12 protein-coding genes and 1 pseudogene are annotated in these 14,498 nt (G+C 38.0%); 4 read left to right on the forward strand and 9 right to left on the reverse strand.

The features are described from left to right. Positions 1-100: 100 nt before the first annotated feature. The 3 genes from Q0947_RS10190 to Q0947_RS10200 form a co-directional block, all read right to left on the reverse strand. Positions 101-433, reverse strand: coding sequence for a hypothetical protein (locus Q0947_RS10190; protein WP_299396761.1), 333 nt, complete (start codon positions 431-433; stop codon positions 101-103). Positions 434-673: 240 nt separating this feature from the next. Continuing rightward, positions 674-970 carry a transcriptional regulator gene (locus tag Q0947_RS10195; RefSeq protein WP_246924551.1) on the reverse strand — a complete coding sequence of 99 codons (297 nt, stop codon included), beginning with the start codon at positions 968-970 and terminating at the stop codon, positions 674-676. A gap of 3 nt (positions 971-973) precedes the next feature. After that, positions 974-1,585, reverse strand: coding sequence for a hypothetical protein (locus Q0947_RS10200; protein ID WP_299396765.1), 612 nt, complete (start codon positions 1,583-1,585; stop codon positions 974-976). A 984-nt stretch (positions 1,586-2,569) separates the two neighbouring features. Between Q0947_RS10200 and Q0947_RS10205 the strand changes: the two genes are divergently transcribed. Next, complete coding sequence (locus Q0947_RS10205) at positions 2,570-3,337, forward strand: transposase (protein WP_299396768.1); 768 nt, start codon at positions 2,570-2,572, stop codon at positions 3,335-3,337. Here Q0947_RS10205 and Q0947_RS10210 read toward each other — a convergent pair. Next, positions 3,303-4,400 carry an acyltransferase gene (locus tag Q0947_RS10210; protein ID WP_246924558.1) on the reverse strand — a complete coding sequence of 366 codons (1,098 nt, stop codon included), beginning with the start codon at positions 4,398-4,400 and terminating at the stop codon, positions 3,303-3,305. The two genes, Q0947_RS10205 and Q0947_RS10210, sit on opposite strands and share 35 nt — an antisense overlap. A 210-nt stretch (positions 4,401-4,610) precedes the next feature. Between Q0947_RS10210 and Q0947_RS10215 the strand changes: the two genes are divergently transcribed. Further along, the gene (locus Q0947_RS10215; RefSeq protein ID WP_299396772.1) at positions 4,611-5,252 is read left to right on the forward strand and encodes a hypothetical protein; all 642 of its coding nucleotides are present in this window, start codon (positions 4,611-4,613) and stop codon (positions 5,250-5,252) included. A gap of 218 nt (positions 5,253-5,470) precedes the next feature. Here the strand turns inward: Q0947_RS10215 and Q0947_RS10220 are convergent. From Q0947_RS10220 to ssb, 5 genes and pseudogenes are all read right to left on the reverse strand, one after another. Beyond that, positions 5,471-6,848 (reverse strand): annotated as a pseudogene (locus Q0947_RS10220) (type IV secretory system conjugative DNA transfer family protein). Between the two features lie 9 nt (positions 6,849-6,857). Further along, on the reverse strand, positions 6,858-7,889 hold the full coding sequence (gene mobB / locus Q0947_RS10225) for a MobB family relaxase (protein WP_299396774.1): 1,032 nt from the start codon (positions 7,887-7,889) through the stop codon (positions 6,858-6,860). 11 nt (positions 7,890-7,900) lie between these two features. Further along, entirely contained in the window at positions 7,901-8,302 is a 402-nt protein-coding gene (locus tag Q0947_RS10230; protein WP_246924569.1) for a BfmA/BtgA family mobilization protein, read from the reverse strand. A 713-nt stretch (positions 8,303-9,015) separates the two neighbouring features. Next, positions 9,016-9,465 (reverse strand): RadC family protein, encoded by a 450-nt coding sequence (locus Q0947_RS10235; protein ID WP_246924571.1) that lies wholly within the window; start codon positions 9,463-9,465, stop codon positions 9,016-9,018. A 76-nt stretch (positions 9,466-9,541) separates the two neighbouring features. Continuing rightward, positions 9,542-9,886, reverse strand: coding sequence for a single-stranded DNA-binding protein (ssb, locus tag Q0947_RS10240; protein ID WP_246924615.1), 345 nt, complete (start codon positions 9,884-9,886; stop codon positions 9,542-9,544). Positions 9,887-11,379: 1,493 nt separating this feature from the next. Between ssb and Q0947_RS10245 the strand changes: the two genes are divergently transcribed. Both Q0947_RS10245 and Q0947_RS10250 read left to right on the forward strand, forming a co-directional pair. Continuing rightward, a complete protein-coding gene (locus tag Q0947_RS10245) occupies positions 11,380-12,654 on the forward strand; it encodes a ribonucleotide-diphosphate reductase subunit beta (RefSeq protein ID WP_246924574.1) in 1,275 nt (424 codons plus the stop codon). Continuing rightward, complete coding sequence (locus Q0947_RS10250; protein ID WP_246924576.1) at positions 12,655-14,445, forward strand: ribonucleoside-diphosphate reductase subunit alpha; 1,791 nt, start codon at positions 12,655-12,657, stop codon at positions 14,443-14,445. Positions 14,446-14,498 lie beyond the last annotated feature (53 nt).

Raw genomic sequence — 14,498 nt, forward strand, 5'->3', positions numbered from 1 at the left:
TAAGGCGGCAAATCAACCGGATTCGTCAACACAGTATTCAGCTCTGGCCTATCGGCGAGCCGAATACTTAGTTATTGTAAGTAGTTATTTAGTTTATAAATTAACTTCCTGAGAAACCTGGAATATTGAAAATACCTACCGCTAGGTCTATCCAAATTAATGCAAACGTCAATAAAATCACAATACAAATTAAAAGTCTTAATTTTTGTGTTTTGACTTTTCGTAGAACGAACTCGCATAAAAATGCTGTGCCGAATAAAAGAAACCCACAGATTACAAAGTCGTTTAATTTCCAATTAAAACCTTTTCCGTCAACACCTGTACCGATAGTTAGTTGTAATACAGCAAATATTAATAAAATAATACCTGCACCAAATAACAAACTCAATAGTCTTTTATATGATTTTTTTTCTAAAGATTGAATTGTTTTCATTTTTTTATGTTATTTATTTGATTGAGTGGACGTTGTTTTAAATATGTTTTTTTTTCCGTTTAACTTTACGTGAAAATAAATTGAGGTTGTTAGACCTATTAATACTAGTGTTATAGGAAGAAGTCCGAGTTCACCTTCAATAGTAATCATATAAGTTATCAAAGTTATTCCAATGAGTGTGATAAGAATAGTAATTGTTCGGTAAAGAACTAGATTTTTACTGGGTAGATTTTCCATATTTTATAGTTGTTTTATTAATTGTTCAATTGCTTGTAAGTGCTTTATAAAAGCTTTCCTACCTAATTCTGTTGCAGAATATGATGTATTAGCTTTTCGTTCCAAGAATTTTTTTTCATAAATGATATAGTTGCTTTTCTCCAGCGATTTTAAATGGCTTGCTAAATTCCCATCAGTTACAGAGAGCAATTCTTTCAAAGTATTGAAATCTACGAAGTCATTCACAACCAGTGCTGACATAACTCCCAATCGAATTCTGTTTTCAAATGCTTTGTCGAAATCGTTAAGAACGTTTTTCACAATCTAATTTTTCTTATGTATAATTAAGCCATAAATAATTTGAATAATCCCAAAGCCAAAAGTCCAAAATAATAAGCTATAACTGATGAACTGGAATGCTAATAGTCCAAGTAAAATCTGAATTATTCCCAAATATCTTATTTCACGGAATGTATATTTACCCCCATTTATAAGTGAAAGGCCATAGAAAATTAAAGTTAAGGAAGGTAAAAAACCTATAAAACCTTTGTCCAGTAGCATTAGGCATAAAATCCCACCTGTTATCAATGGTATTAATAAATTGAATAGAAAGCGTTTCGTCAAACCATTCCAAATTATTTGTTTTTGTATTTTCGACTTCCTCTTCGTAAAGAATATTGCACTACCAACGGAAAGTATAATTGTTCCTATTGCGATGGCTAACAAATAGATTTCTCTTTCATAACTCAGGGATACTGCATGGTAAACTAAATAATCTTGATCATTGAATACGGTTCTAAAGGCTAACCACATTCCCACCAAAGCAATGATACCTGTCGAAACACCTGAAAGTCCACTTAAAGAAATGAACTGAGTAGTTCGAGACATTATCTCTTTTATCTCCTTTAAGTCGTCTAGATATTTATTTTTTTTCATTATTAAAAGTACTTTGAAATACAAAGTAATATATAATAATCAGTACCACAAAATATTTTTTCGAAAAAGTTTAGATTTTTTTATAGGGAACGTCCTCTATAATTACGCACAACGTGTTTGTGTCGAGTAGGAAAAGGGAATTTCAACCTTCCTCTCTCACACCCGCCTGCCGGACGGGCAGGGAACCGTACGTGATAGTCTCCCATCATACGGCTCTTCTAAAGTGATATACAAAAATAGCTCATCCTCTTTCAAGTTGGCAGTATGTCTATCAAATTAGCTCACCCCTTTGCTCCATTTCCATTACAGAAACTTCATCACTACTACGGATGAGTCCGCCCCTATGCCAAGCATCGCTATTCTGCCTCTAGTTTGTGCTATTGTGCATTTCACTTTGCATCTTGGCACAGGTTCCCGAGTTCCGTAAATAAGCCCAAATAATGGTCATGCCTCCTAAATGACGCCTGCCGCCCAGCCAATAAACAGGTGACCGCTGGACTTATAATGTTTGTCATACTTCAAATACTTTTGAAAGAGGGTTGCACTTTCTCGACACTTCATCAGAGGTTCATTTGCATTCATCTCCATTATTCATACCTGGCCAGCTCTTGGCGTAGCCTTTTCCATAACGCTCAATACCTTGGCTCTTTACCAAAGCACCTTATGGTGGTTTACTCCTATTATTCCTTTTTTCAAAATGGTAGTCGTGATATTGCTTCGCTTAGTTGGTGCTCTCCCCTGTAGGACAACACCGGTGGGTCGGTTCCACCATCTTATAAACAGTTGCGTAACGAATTTCAGCCGTTCGTTACTCTCGGCACACGTATGAGTCGTGGCGTGGGACGTCACGGACAATTGCAAACAGATACTTGCCATTGGAAAATCCGCAGGAATTCCCAAGTAGGCGAGGACAAGCCATTGCTTATAGCATCCATGAAAAAGCAGCGCGTCTCGTATCTTTATATTTCACTAAAACAATAAGATATGAAAACAGAACCCACTGCCCAACCAAAGTTATACATTGGCATCGACATTCACAAACGAAGCTGGAAAGTTCACTGTGCCACCGATCTTTTCATGGGCAAGTCTTTTTCCATGCCCCCCGAACCACAGATCCTTTACGATTATGTGCAGAAGAACTTTGTAGATCACGAGGTTTCCACGGCTTATGAAGCGGGATGTTGCGGTTTTTCCGCGCACCGCAGTTTCATTCATTTTGGATGGTTATCCGTCGTGGCCAACCCTGCGGACATACACCGCAGTGGCAAGGAGAAATACTCAAAGACCGACCGTATCGATGCCCAGCTCATCGCCAGGGAACTTAAAGATGGAAGGCTCAACGCCGTGACCGTTCCCGATGTCGAAAGGGAGGAACTGCGAAGTCTCTTTAGAAGCCGCAACGACTTGGTCAAGGATATCCGCCGCAATAAAAGTAGGATAAAGATGCAGCTCCTATATTTTGGCATCACGATTCCCGAAGTGTTCAATACGGACAAATGGAGCCATAGGTTCAGGAACTGGGTGGATGCAGTGACCTTTGCGCATCCCACGGCCAAATCGGCACTTGAAGGGAGGATGCGCACGTTCAGGTTCTTGGACAGGGAAAAAAGAGAGGTGTCCAACGAACTGCGTGCCTATTGCCGAAAACATTATAAAAATGACTATGATCTGTTGCGCAGTGTTCCGGGTATTGGTGGGGTTGTTGCCTGTGGCATTTTTAATCGACTTGTTCTGGCCTCATTTTATTGGTAAAATAGCGTCGTACCGGAAAGTCTAAAAACACAGACACTAAGTAGGCCAAGCCTATGAGTAAAATTACGCCTATAGGAATTACCCAACTTAATTCAGTCATACTTGGTTCTTCTACTACAACATAGCCCGCAAATACCCACATAAATGGATAATGGGTCATGTAAAGTGGATAGGAAATATCTCCGGAAAATTTATTTATTTTAGCATATTTGTGGTTTAAAGTTGCTCCAGCCCCTAAGGCTACAATTAATGGAAAGTAGAAAACAACAATAATAGGATCTACTATCCCATTCCATTGGTCATTATGCGGCGCCAAAAATGCAAGTAAGAGTAAAACACTCAGGCTTAACAGACCTAATTTGTTTTTGATAATCCAATTACATCGCAAGATTACCATTCCCATCAAAAAAGAAAAAGAAATACGCGCCAAACCCTCAAAGAAGGTACCACCACTCCAACCGCCGAGTAAATTGCCTGTGTTCCAACCTAAAACAAAAAGACCAACCGCAGCCACTAACACGAGTATTTTCAATACTGTTTTTGTAGCCTTATATAACAAAATCGCATACAGGAAGTTAGCGACATATTCCCAAAAGAGTGACCAGCTTGGAGCGTTTAAATTAAACAGATTAAAATAACGTTCAGATACTACAGGATAAGGAATTAAAAACATGGAAGTAATAAAAAGTAGGGCCGTTTCTCCAAAACCATAAACAGCATATAAATCGGCATAAGGATCAAACAAAAAAGTTAGCAAACCTAAAATTGAACCTATGACCACCAAAGGCTGCAGCCGAATTAGTCTTATTTTAATGAAGGTTTTTAGCCCCATGCCCGCTATGCGATTATCATAGGCATACGCCACAACAAACCCAGATAAACAAAAGAAGAAATCGACGGCCAAGTAGCCGTGTGAAATAAAATTAGCGCTAAAATCGTGAATGATGATTTCTATAAAGTGAAAAATGACCACCACAATAGCAGCCAAACCTCTTAAGCCATCAAGGATATCAAAATGAGGTTTACTTTTTAATAAGTTGGTTGAAATAGTAGGTTCTTGCATTTGCTTATATTATGATTAAGACCGTCGAAAATACAGCTTTACTTATTTATTTAAAAGGATTACTATTTTGCATTAATTCATTGGTTGCATCAAAGGTATTATTAAACCTATTTTAGAGGCGTCCTTTTGTTCAGAAATATAAAAAATTGACTTCCTCAATCCCTCTCATTTTTCGTAGTTTGCAGGCTTAATTTTTTTCAAAGCCATAAAATGGAAGTCCATAGCGTAAAAGCAGTACATTCTAAGAGTATTCGTTACACATTTTATTTTATCGGTCTGATATGTTTCGGACTTGGAGTAGCTTTTTCTGTCAAGGTTAAGTATTTGGGATTACATCCCTGGGATGTTTTGAATGTAGCGCTATTTGATCATTTTGGTTTAAGTATTGGCACGTGGAGTATTATAGTGGGTTTTGTTCTCATTGGCATCTCGTTGTTGGTCAGTAAGAAATATGTCAATATTGGGACATTTTTAAACGCTTTACTAATAGGCCCCATTATGGATTTATTTCTTTGGTCAGGTATATTACCCGATGCCAGTAATACTTGGACAGACTACCTTTTGCTACTTGTGGGGATTTCGCTGACAGGATTAGGAGGTGGCTTATACGTGTCTGGAGGTGTAGGTGCTGGACCACGAGACGGATTCATGCTTTCCATGTCAGAACGCTTTAGATTATCGGTAGTAAAAGCAAGAATCATGGTTGAACTCATTGTGTTGGCTATTGGATTTCTACTTGGCGGTCCGGTTTTTTGGGTGACTTTTATTTATACCTTACTATTGAGTCCAATTTTTCAATTCTCATTAAAGTTCTTCACGCGTCTGCGTTCAAGATTAGAGGGAAGCTATTAATATTTCTGTTATCGCATATATTATATGTAAAACTAATACTTCCATTAAATTTCTTCAAGATACATAAGGGCTGGAATGGTTCAATATATCTTTTTATTGGTCACTTCACATGCACCCGATAACATGTAGGCTATATTAAATAGGAGGACACTATCTTTTATAAATCAATCGTTTAAAATAACCTTCTAAATTACCTATATGTCCCTCCAGAGTAAAATTTAGACAGTTGTATTAATATTAAATAGAGACCTTACCTCTTTATAAATCCGCTCAAAATTGTCCTGCAAATCTGTTTCAGAAAATTCATCTTCAGGTTTTGGCAATTCTCGCGGAATCCTGTTTAATTTAAACTGAACCCTTTTATCCCTTCCGTCAGCGTAGGTAACATACTCGCCTTATCGCCATACATCATATCGTTCTGGATCTTGTCCTGCATCACATAAATGGTAGCAATGTCATAACTGCGCAACGTTGCAGGAATTCGGTGCATGTTCAATAGCCGAAGGGTGGGAGCCTCTTCCATTAATAGAAAAGATGGTTTGGAATTTCGCACACTCATTTGTTTTGTAATAGTATGGATAATAGTTGCAATTACTGGCGAATAGGAAGTTCAAATTTCGGGTTGTTCACTATGGAAATCACCGTAGGATTATCTGGATTATTTATATCGAGTGGCACGTCATCAGCAGACAATGCCATAAAAATACGTTGGGTGCTAATCCGTTTTAGAGCATTGGCCAAAGTGCTTTTTACACCTGCAGTCTGCCGTTCAGAATCTTTCCCACTGATAAAAGCATCTGCCATAGCTCTAGAAGTCGTATTGGTTTTCAAAAACTGGATAAGGCTTTCCGTATCCAGGTACTGATAGACAGCGATTAAGTGCGGTAGCGTACAAAATTCGGGGTAGGTTGTTTTTAGTTTCCAGATCAGGCCACCAACAAGACCTTCTGCAGCATCGTTAAAAAACTTTGTCGTTCCCGACGTTCCCGACTCCCTTTGCTCCAAAAGGTTTTCGATTAATACCCTTGACACCTCATTTACGCTTTCTTCGTTCTCCAAATAGCGTGGCGCTATAGGATTTACCCTATGGATGATTTTATCAAAGGAAATAACCTTAAACGGGATATCAGAATTCTTAAAAAGTGGATATGCCATTTCGGTCAATTCAAAATCTTTGTAATCGTGAATAATTCCGCAAAAACCTTCTTTTTGGAAGTGTTTCAGAAATCCGTACACGACACTTTCAGTCTTACCACTTCCCGCAGAACCTATTATAGAGGCACCTCGCTTGATGTTGTCCAATTTAAAATTTCCATTGGTGGTGGGAAAATTGACTTCATATTTGGTATTTCTATTTTCTGGGGTGTCCGTTTTATGTAAGAAAACATACATTACTAGATTAATTAAGATGAGAGGACAGAACAAATAGAGTACTATGTCCACTAAAGGCAATTGACCATTTAGAAAATACACAAGACTCGCAATTACTATTAAATTGACGACAAAGGCATTTTTAACTATTCGAAATATGCCATAGAAAATACTACTGGACAAACCAATAATTAAAAATACTATAAAGAGATGGTCTAAAAACATAACTAAATATTAGATTCCGATGGAACTCGATTTTATGGCTACTTCTGCCCCACGTCGTAGCCTATTAAAAATTTTCATTGCCAATTGTGCCTGGGTTACCGGGATTGTTGGCATTATTGGAATACCCGCTTTACCCATTATTTTAAAAGCCAATGCCTTCTCGTTGGTGGGCAGTTTCATCAAGGAAGCAAAATAGATTTTCGGATTCCTTACAAAATCCTTTCGTGCATTATAGGTTTCTGCAAAGTTTCTTTTGTATTCAAATGTTTTATCAAACCGTTTCTCTGCACTCTCAAAAAACTTATCCCTATCAAAGCCTCGTTTCACGTTCTTACCGTGCATTTCAACTTCTGAAGCTTTGTGCTTGCTTCCTGGTGAAAGGCTGATGGAATTATAAGCATCCTTGCGGCTTACTATGATATGTATGTGGCTTTGATTTCCAGCCTTTGGCATTCCCTGAACAATTCGTTGACCATCTTGTTGGTGTGGTGCTTGCTTTTCTAATTTTGAAACTTCTCTTTTCATAGTGTTGATATTCCCTTCCGCTCTGCCATCTTGCACATTTCGGATTTCAGTTTTAAGCTGAAGTATTTTTTTAGCAAAAGGCTGGTTTTCTTTAATCTGTATGTCAGTTCCTTTAAAGGTTCGTTGATGTTCTATTTTTGCATAGTATTTTATGTCATCGACGGTTATAGGTCTTCCATTGATTTCACGATTGAAGGATGCCACATAATCCTTCATTATCTCACGAGTGTACTTTTTCAAATCTTCACTACATTTCTGCAACCTGTTCAATTCGTACTTTGACGGACTGACTGTAATCGAATAGAATTTCGGTTCTGTTTTTTTGAGTTTTGCAGTGTTTCCATCAATATCCTTTACCACTTCTTCAGCGGAAATCCCATCGCCATATTGATTGAAAAAGTGTTCCATGCTTTCCGCTCCCAGCTCTTGGTTTTCTTTCTCCAGATAGCCTACGAAATCTCTTGAACTCTGTGAGTAGTTGGCGCTTAATTTTTGGGCTGTGATGGTAATATACATGATCCGAAAATTTAAAGATGATTGTGACGATCTTGCTTGTTCTGACCTTCTGCCTCCTCCATAGGCCCACCCTCCATAAAGTTTTCTTCCCTTAATTTTTTTTCGAGTATCAAGGGTTTTCTTTGTGGTTCTTCGGTCTGAAAAAGAGATTCCATCATTGCAACTGTCGGCTTTGTTTGGGTCTTTTCAATATCTCTCATTATGGCGATAACGGCATTGATCCGTTTTAAAAGTTTAGATTCGATGGTACGTCCAGTGGGACCAAAGTTTTCCTTTGGGGAAATTTCGTTATACAGGAAAAAATCGAGTATCGCGGACATTGCCTCAGTATGCGATTTGAAGTGAGTGCGTGAGAATGTTTGAAAACGCTTGGCAGTTTCCTTTTTAAATCTAATTCCAATAAATGAGTCCATATTTCGCCAATTTGTCGCAAAAACTTCCCTAAAACTGGCTGTTCAGAGCCCAATTGTCGCAAATTGCTGATTGTCAGAAATTTAATTTAGTTTTAAAGACTTGATTTTCAGTCAATTAAAAACGAAAAGGAATCCGTAACATCGCGCAGCGTGTTACCCTCTTGCTATTCCTTTTCGTTCGCCATAGGCGAACAAAAATTTCATACAATCTGGCTAATTCCGATAGTAATCGTGCACCAATTGCCATGTCAAGGAAATGAATTTCCGATGTTATTTTTTGATGTATAAGATTATCGGCGAAAGTGAAAAATGGATAACCCTACGTAAATTTGAATGCTGAATCTCAGCTAAATAAAGATAGCATTTTTTTCATGAAATGGAATTGTTCAAACAAAAAAAACACCTCCATAAGATTAGAAAGTGCTTAAAAATTAGATTTGACAATTCTGATCTCGTCTAAGTCTATCTGATCTTGCGGAAGTCGAACTGATCTCACCTAAATGGATCTGATCTTGCTTAAGCCTCTAAGAAAAGAAATTTCAAAATTTCACTTCGGGGCTGACCATTTAAAAAAAGTTACAAATGGAATTTAGGTATTTGCGAATACCATCATCGATTTTTTTTGATCCATGGCATTATTTCTAATCCCTTTAAAGCTGGTTTAGGGACACTAATTCGAAGTCCATAAAATTTTGAAAACTGTAAGCTAAAATTTAAAGCATTCCGTTATCTGCAAAACTAAAATAGTCACCATCAGGGGTCAGTATCAAGTGGTCTAAAACATTAATATCCAACAACTCCCCTGCCTTTTTAATTTTCTGGGTCAGCCTTTTATCCGCTTCACTGGGTTTTAGGGTTCCGCTTGGATGGTTGTGCAGTAAAATAACGGCTGTAGTTAGGCTCTTAAGGATAACGGCAAACAGGATGCGGACATCCACCAAAGTTCCCGTGATACCTCCGTTGGAAACTTCATAGATCCCTTTTACCTTATTGGCATTATTGAGCAGCATTATTTTGAAGGTCTCCTGCAATCCAATTTTGTCCATGTTCCAGTTGCTGAAGGCTATCTCTGCAGCACTTTGGGAACAGGTTACTTTGGGGAGCAAATTGGACTTTGTGCTTCCGCTGTAACTTATCGCTATGTCATTAACTTTGCTTTTCATTATCGATGTGTTAAATGGGTTAATAGTTAAAAGAGGGCGCTACTTTGAAAAGGAACGCCCTCTTGAATTTTAGTCATTAATTATCGCTTTTGTTTCCCAGCAATAGAATTTCACTGGCTTCCACTTCTGTTACGTAGCGTTGGTTTCCATCATTGTTGGTATAGGTACGGGTTCTCAATTTTCCCATTATGGCAATTTCCTTTCCCTTACCTACATAGTTTTCGATAATCTCGGCAGTCTTTCCCCAAGCAACGACGGTGTGCCATTCCGTGGCCTGTACTTTTTCCCCATCATTGTTTTTGTAGTGTTCATTGGTGGCGATTGAAAGCCGGGCTACTTTTTTCCCGTTTTCAAGGTTCGTGATCTGTGGTTCCTGGCCCACGTTTCCGATTAATTGTACATGATTTTTTAAAGTATTCATAATTAAAGATTTAAAGGCCTGTCCAACGGCAGGCAGGTTAATAAAAATGCTGTCTGGGCCGATCGAGAACGATTCTCGTTCTACTTTAAGCCAATTTGATGTCATATGTTTTTTTTGAAATGATTTACTTATTATATCCTGAGCGTTACCTTTTTTTGTTTTTTTGTTTTTCTTGTTGCCGCTTCCCTTTTGATGTTTTTGTAAGATTTCATAAGTTTAATTTTAGATTTACTTCCCATAGTGCCCTGGCTGTCCCTATTTTTTTGTTGCTGATACATTTTCAACATTTGGAATTGTAGAGGACTTATAAAAAAGAGCGAGGAACGAGCCTGGTTTATGCAGTCCGGTCAATTTCCGAATGTTGGTATTTTGCAGGCAAAAAAAGGTTTGGGCAGTGAGGGTGCGGGAGTATGTCTAAAGACATTTGTGAAGTACAATAATTTTGGAAATGGCACCAAATGATAAAATTAAATTCCGAACTGGCGGACTCCATTCACAATTTCGGATTGGGAATGAAGCATCCCGTTCCGGCGCAGCGGAACGGGTTAGCGGAATGGAAAGCAGGAATTGCGGATGGTGTCCAAGACTTTTTCAGTGAAGCGCTTTTCCCGAAATGTAGTTTTTCCTGACCGTCCGGCAGGCCGGCGCGTAATACAGGGAAATGTGCTGAACGAATTATAAAGATGGGTTCATGTTGTTTAGCCGGGTTTAAGCGGACTGAACTTCAAAGATGGAGATTGGAATAGAGTCTGGCCGCTTACGGATATTTTTCGGTAAGCGGACAAGTGAAATGGAAGTCGGAAACTTTGGAGTTGGGTCCAAGATTTTAAGGGAAGCTCATTTCTTGGAATGGAGCTTTTGCGAAATGCAGGGGAATGTGCTGAGCATATTATTAAGACGGACTTTTGTCGTTCAGTCGGGTTTAAGCGGATTTGACTTCAAAGTTGCAGCTCGCAATGGCGTATGACTGTTTCAAGATTTTCATCGGTAATGAGCGGGCAAGTAGAATGGAAATTGTAAACTTTGGAGTTGGGACCAAGACTTTTCTAGGAAGCGCTTTGCCTATAATGGGATTTTTCGAGGAGTGCTGGGAATGTGCTGAGAAGTTTTAGAAATAAAACTATCATAAGTACCCCCTCTTCTATTCCCTTTAATATTATACATATTCTTATAAATATAATGACAGGGAAATTCAAGTATTTGGCAATGAAATATCTCAAAATTGTATTGAATGTCATATCCGCATTACACATATAATTGCTGAATTAGATGGTAAAACACTCTGCAGCAGAGAGAATTTCCAATGAATCAATACGGTCTAAATTAATAAAAGTTGATCTTTATTTATGAACTTGAATCTCCTCAACACCTTCCAGATTTATCTCAATTGTTAATAACCATATGACAAAAATTTATAGTCCTAATCAAAAGACATGGATATTATTTACAACTTTACATTTCAAATCAATTCATAATTATTACTCCCTATTCCAATGGAAATCATCAGCGTTTTAAAAAGAGATTTTAGCACAAAACCCTTTCATTTACACAAGATTACAGATGCAATTTTAAAAGCCATGAGTGCTGCAAAACATGGTGTTTTTGAAGATGCAGAACGAATTTCTGAGAACGTCCACAAAGCACTTTTAGAGAGAAAACAATTGGACGGCAATTATATTCCTACCGTAGAAGAAGTTCAGGATTTTGTAGAAACTAAATTAATGGAAAGTGGTTTTTTTGACGTGGCCAAAGGCTACATCCTTTACCGAAACCAGCAAACCCAAAAACGCAAACTGAACATCTTTGAGAAACGTATCAATTTAAAGCCTTACGAATATCCAGCACTATACGAGTATGTTCCTGCAATTCGACATTCCTACTGGATCCATACCGAATTCAATTTTACGAGTGATATACAGGATTTCAAAACCCGTCTTTCAGAAGTTGAGCGCAGCGCCATTAAAAATACCATGCTTGCTATCTCACAAATTGAAGTTGCGGTAAAGGGATTTTGGGGAGATATCTATCACAGAATGCCAAAACCAGAGATTGGTTCTGTGGGTGCAACATTTGCCGAAAGTGAAGTTCGCCATCATGATGCCTATTCGCACTTACTTGAAATATTAGGCCTTAATGAAGAATTTAAGGAACTCAAGAAAAAGCCGGCTATTATGATGCGGGTCCAATATTTAGAAACTGCTCTTAAAAATGCCAAAAGTGAAGACAATAAAGAATATGCAGAATCCATTTTGTTATTTTCCCTTTTTATAGAACACGTTTCGCTATTCTCCCAATTTCTGATTATTATGGCTTTCAATAAGCATAAAAATATGCTTAAAGGCATTTCAAATGTTGTAGAGGCTACATCCAAGGAAGAGCAAATCCACGGTGATTTTGGTATTGATATTATCAAAATCATCAAACAAGAAAACCCAGAATGGTTTGATGAAAGTTACAATGGCATGATCCAAGAAGTATGTCGGGAAGCCTTTGTATCTGAAAGTAGGATTGTAGATTGGATTTTTGAGGAAGGAGAACTTGACTTTTTACCTAAAAATGTGGTCAATGAATTTATTAAAAACCGCTTCAACAATTCTCTTGAAAGTATAGGAATTGAAAAAATATTTGAGATAGACGAAACCCTATTGGCACAAACCGAATGGTTTGACGATGAAATTATTGGCACCAAGCACGGCGACTTCTTCGTGAAACGCTCTATCAATTACAGTAAAAGAACCCAAAGTATAACCAGTGATGACCTATTTTAAATGAACGAACAAAATCCAACTCTCGACACACAGACTTCAAAAACAAATTCAGAAACTGATAACCTTGTAAACGCTCGTAAAGAAGCACTCCATCAAACAGGAGAAAAAAAACAACGAGGCTTTGAATGGCTTAATGAACACAGCCGTAACTTTTTGGCATCAGGCTATCTATCACCAGGCGTAGCTGCAGAAGAGCGCATTCGTGAAATAGCTGACAGAGCCGAACAAATATTGGGAATCCCAGGGTATTCAGACAAGTTTTATGGGTATATGTCTGAAGGTTATTACTCATTGGCATCACCAGTTTGGTCTAATTTTGGAAAGAAAAGAGGTCTTCCCATCAGTTGTTTTGGATCGCATATTGCCGATGATATGGGTAATATTTTATACACCCAGTCTGAAGTGGGTATGATGTCTAAACTCGGGGGTGGAACTTCAGGATATTTTGGAAAGATTCGCCATCGTGGTGCAGAAGTAAAAAACAACGGGCAGGCTTCTGGTGCGGTCCATATCATGCAGCTGTTTGAATCTATGGTTGACGTGGTGAGCCAAGGCTCGGTAAGACGTGGTCGTTTTTCGCCATATTTACCGGTTGAACATCCAGATATTATGGAATTTTTGGAAATTGGAACTGAAGGAAATCCTATTCAGGAATTGACTCACGGCGTTACCGTGACCAACCAATGGATGGAGGAGATGATAGAAGGTGATGAAAAGAAACGCTCTATTTGGGCAAAAGTGCTTCAGCGAAGAGGAGAAATGGGCTACCCTTATATCTTCTTTAAGGACAATGCAAATAATTCAGCAGCTGATGTGTATAAAGACAAAAATCTGCCTATTTACGCCAGTAACCTTTGTACTGAAATCATGTTGCCTTCTAATGACGACTGGTCTTTTGTATGTGTCCTTTCTTCAGTGAATTTATTGCATTATGACAAATGGAAAGATACCGACGCGGTGGAAACTATGGTCTATTTCTTAGATGCTGTTATTACAGAATTTATTGATAAACTTGAAGCATATCGCGATTCTGAAAGCAGAGAAGACAGACAAACCTTTCTGTTTATGGAACGTGCCTATAACTTTGCAAAGGACAATCGTGCTTTAGGACTTGGCGTTTTAGGATGGCACTCGCTTTTACAATCTAAGATGCTACCTTTAAACAGTCAAAAAGCATATGACTTGAACAGTGAGATCTTTAAAGTGATTCAAGAAAAATCATATAAAGCCTCAGAAGAGTTGGCAGAGAAATTTGGAGAACCAGAAGTTCTTAAGGGTTACGGACGCCGTAATGCAACGTTAAATGCAATCGCGCCAACCACGTCATCGGCGTTTATTTTGGGCCAAGTCTCACAAGGCATTGAACCTATATGGTCTAATGTGTATGTAAAGGATATTGCCAAGATAAAAACAACAATCAAAAATTCATATTTAGAGGAATTATTGGAAGAAAAAGGCCAGAACACTGCTGATGTGTGGCGAGACATCCGTAACAACGATGGCTCAGTACAACATCTTGATTTCTTGTCAGAAAATGAAAAAGAGGTGTTTAAAACCTATTCAGAAATTGATCAATTAGATCTCATATACCAAGCGGCCAACCGTCAAAATCATATTGATCAAGGACAGTCGGTTAACATTATTGTGCATCCAGAAATGCCTATTAAAGAGATTAATAAAATTCACGTTACCGCTTGGAAACTCGGACTGAAGTCTCTTTATTATCAACATAGTATGAATGCTGCTCAAAAATTTGCTCAGAAAAAAGACTGTACAAGCTGTGAAGCATAGTTGTTGTTGTGAAATAGGAAAATAATAAGTTACCAAATATATTAAAGAACAGG

The organism is uncultured Gelidibacter sp. (assembly GCF_947500795.1).
In the GTDB taxonomy this organism is placed as follows: Bacteria; Bacteroidota; Bacteroidia; order Flavobacteriales; family Flavobacteriaceae; genus Gelidibacter.

Bases quoted from the DNA above. Each gene is read 5' to 3' on its own strand.
- Q0947_RS10190 (WP_299396761.1), bottom strand. From the start codon at position 433: ATGAAAACAATTCAATCTTTAGAAAAAAAATCATATAAAAGACTATTG.
- Q0947_RS10200 (WP_299396765.1), bottom strand. From the start codon at position 1,585: ATGAAAAAAAATAAATATCTAGACGACTTAAAGGAGATAAAAGAGATA.
- Q0947_RS10205 (WP_299396768.1), top strand. From the start codon at position 2,570: ATGAAAACAGAACCCACTGCCCAACCAAAGTTATACATTGGCATCGAC.
- Q0947_RS10210 (WP_246924558.1), bottom strand. From the start codon at position 4,400: ATGCAAGAACCTACTATTTCAACCAACTTATTAAAAAGTAAACCTCAT.
- Q0947_RS10215 (WP_299396772.1), top strand. From the start codon at position 4,611: ATGGAAGTCCATAGCGTAAAAGCAGTACATTCTAAGAGTATTCGTTAC.
- mobB (WP_299396774.1), bottom strand. From the start codon at position 7,889: ATGTATATTACCATCACAGCCCAAAAATTAAGCGCCAACTACTCACAG.
- Q0947_RS10230 (WP_246924569.1), bottom strand. From the start codon at position 8,302: ATGGACTCATTTATTGGAATTAGATTTAAAAAGGAAACTGCCAAGCGT.
- Q0947_RS10235 (WP_246924571.1), bottom strand. From the start codon at position 9,465: ATGAAAAGCAAAGTTAATGACATAGCGATAAGTTACAGCGGAAGCACA.
- ssb (WP_246924615.1), bottom strand. From the start codon at position 9,886: ATGAATACTTTAAAAAATCATGTACAATTAATCGGAAACGTGGGCCAG.
- Q0947_RS10245 (WP_246924574.1), top strand. From the start codon at position 11,380: ATGGAAATCATCAGCGTTTTAAAAAGAGATTTTAGCACAAAACCCTTT.
- Q0947_RS10250 (WP_246924576.1), top strand. From the start codon at position 12,655: ATGAACGAACAAAATCCAACTCTCGACACACAGACTTCAAAAACAAAT.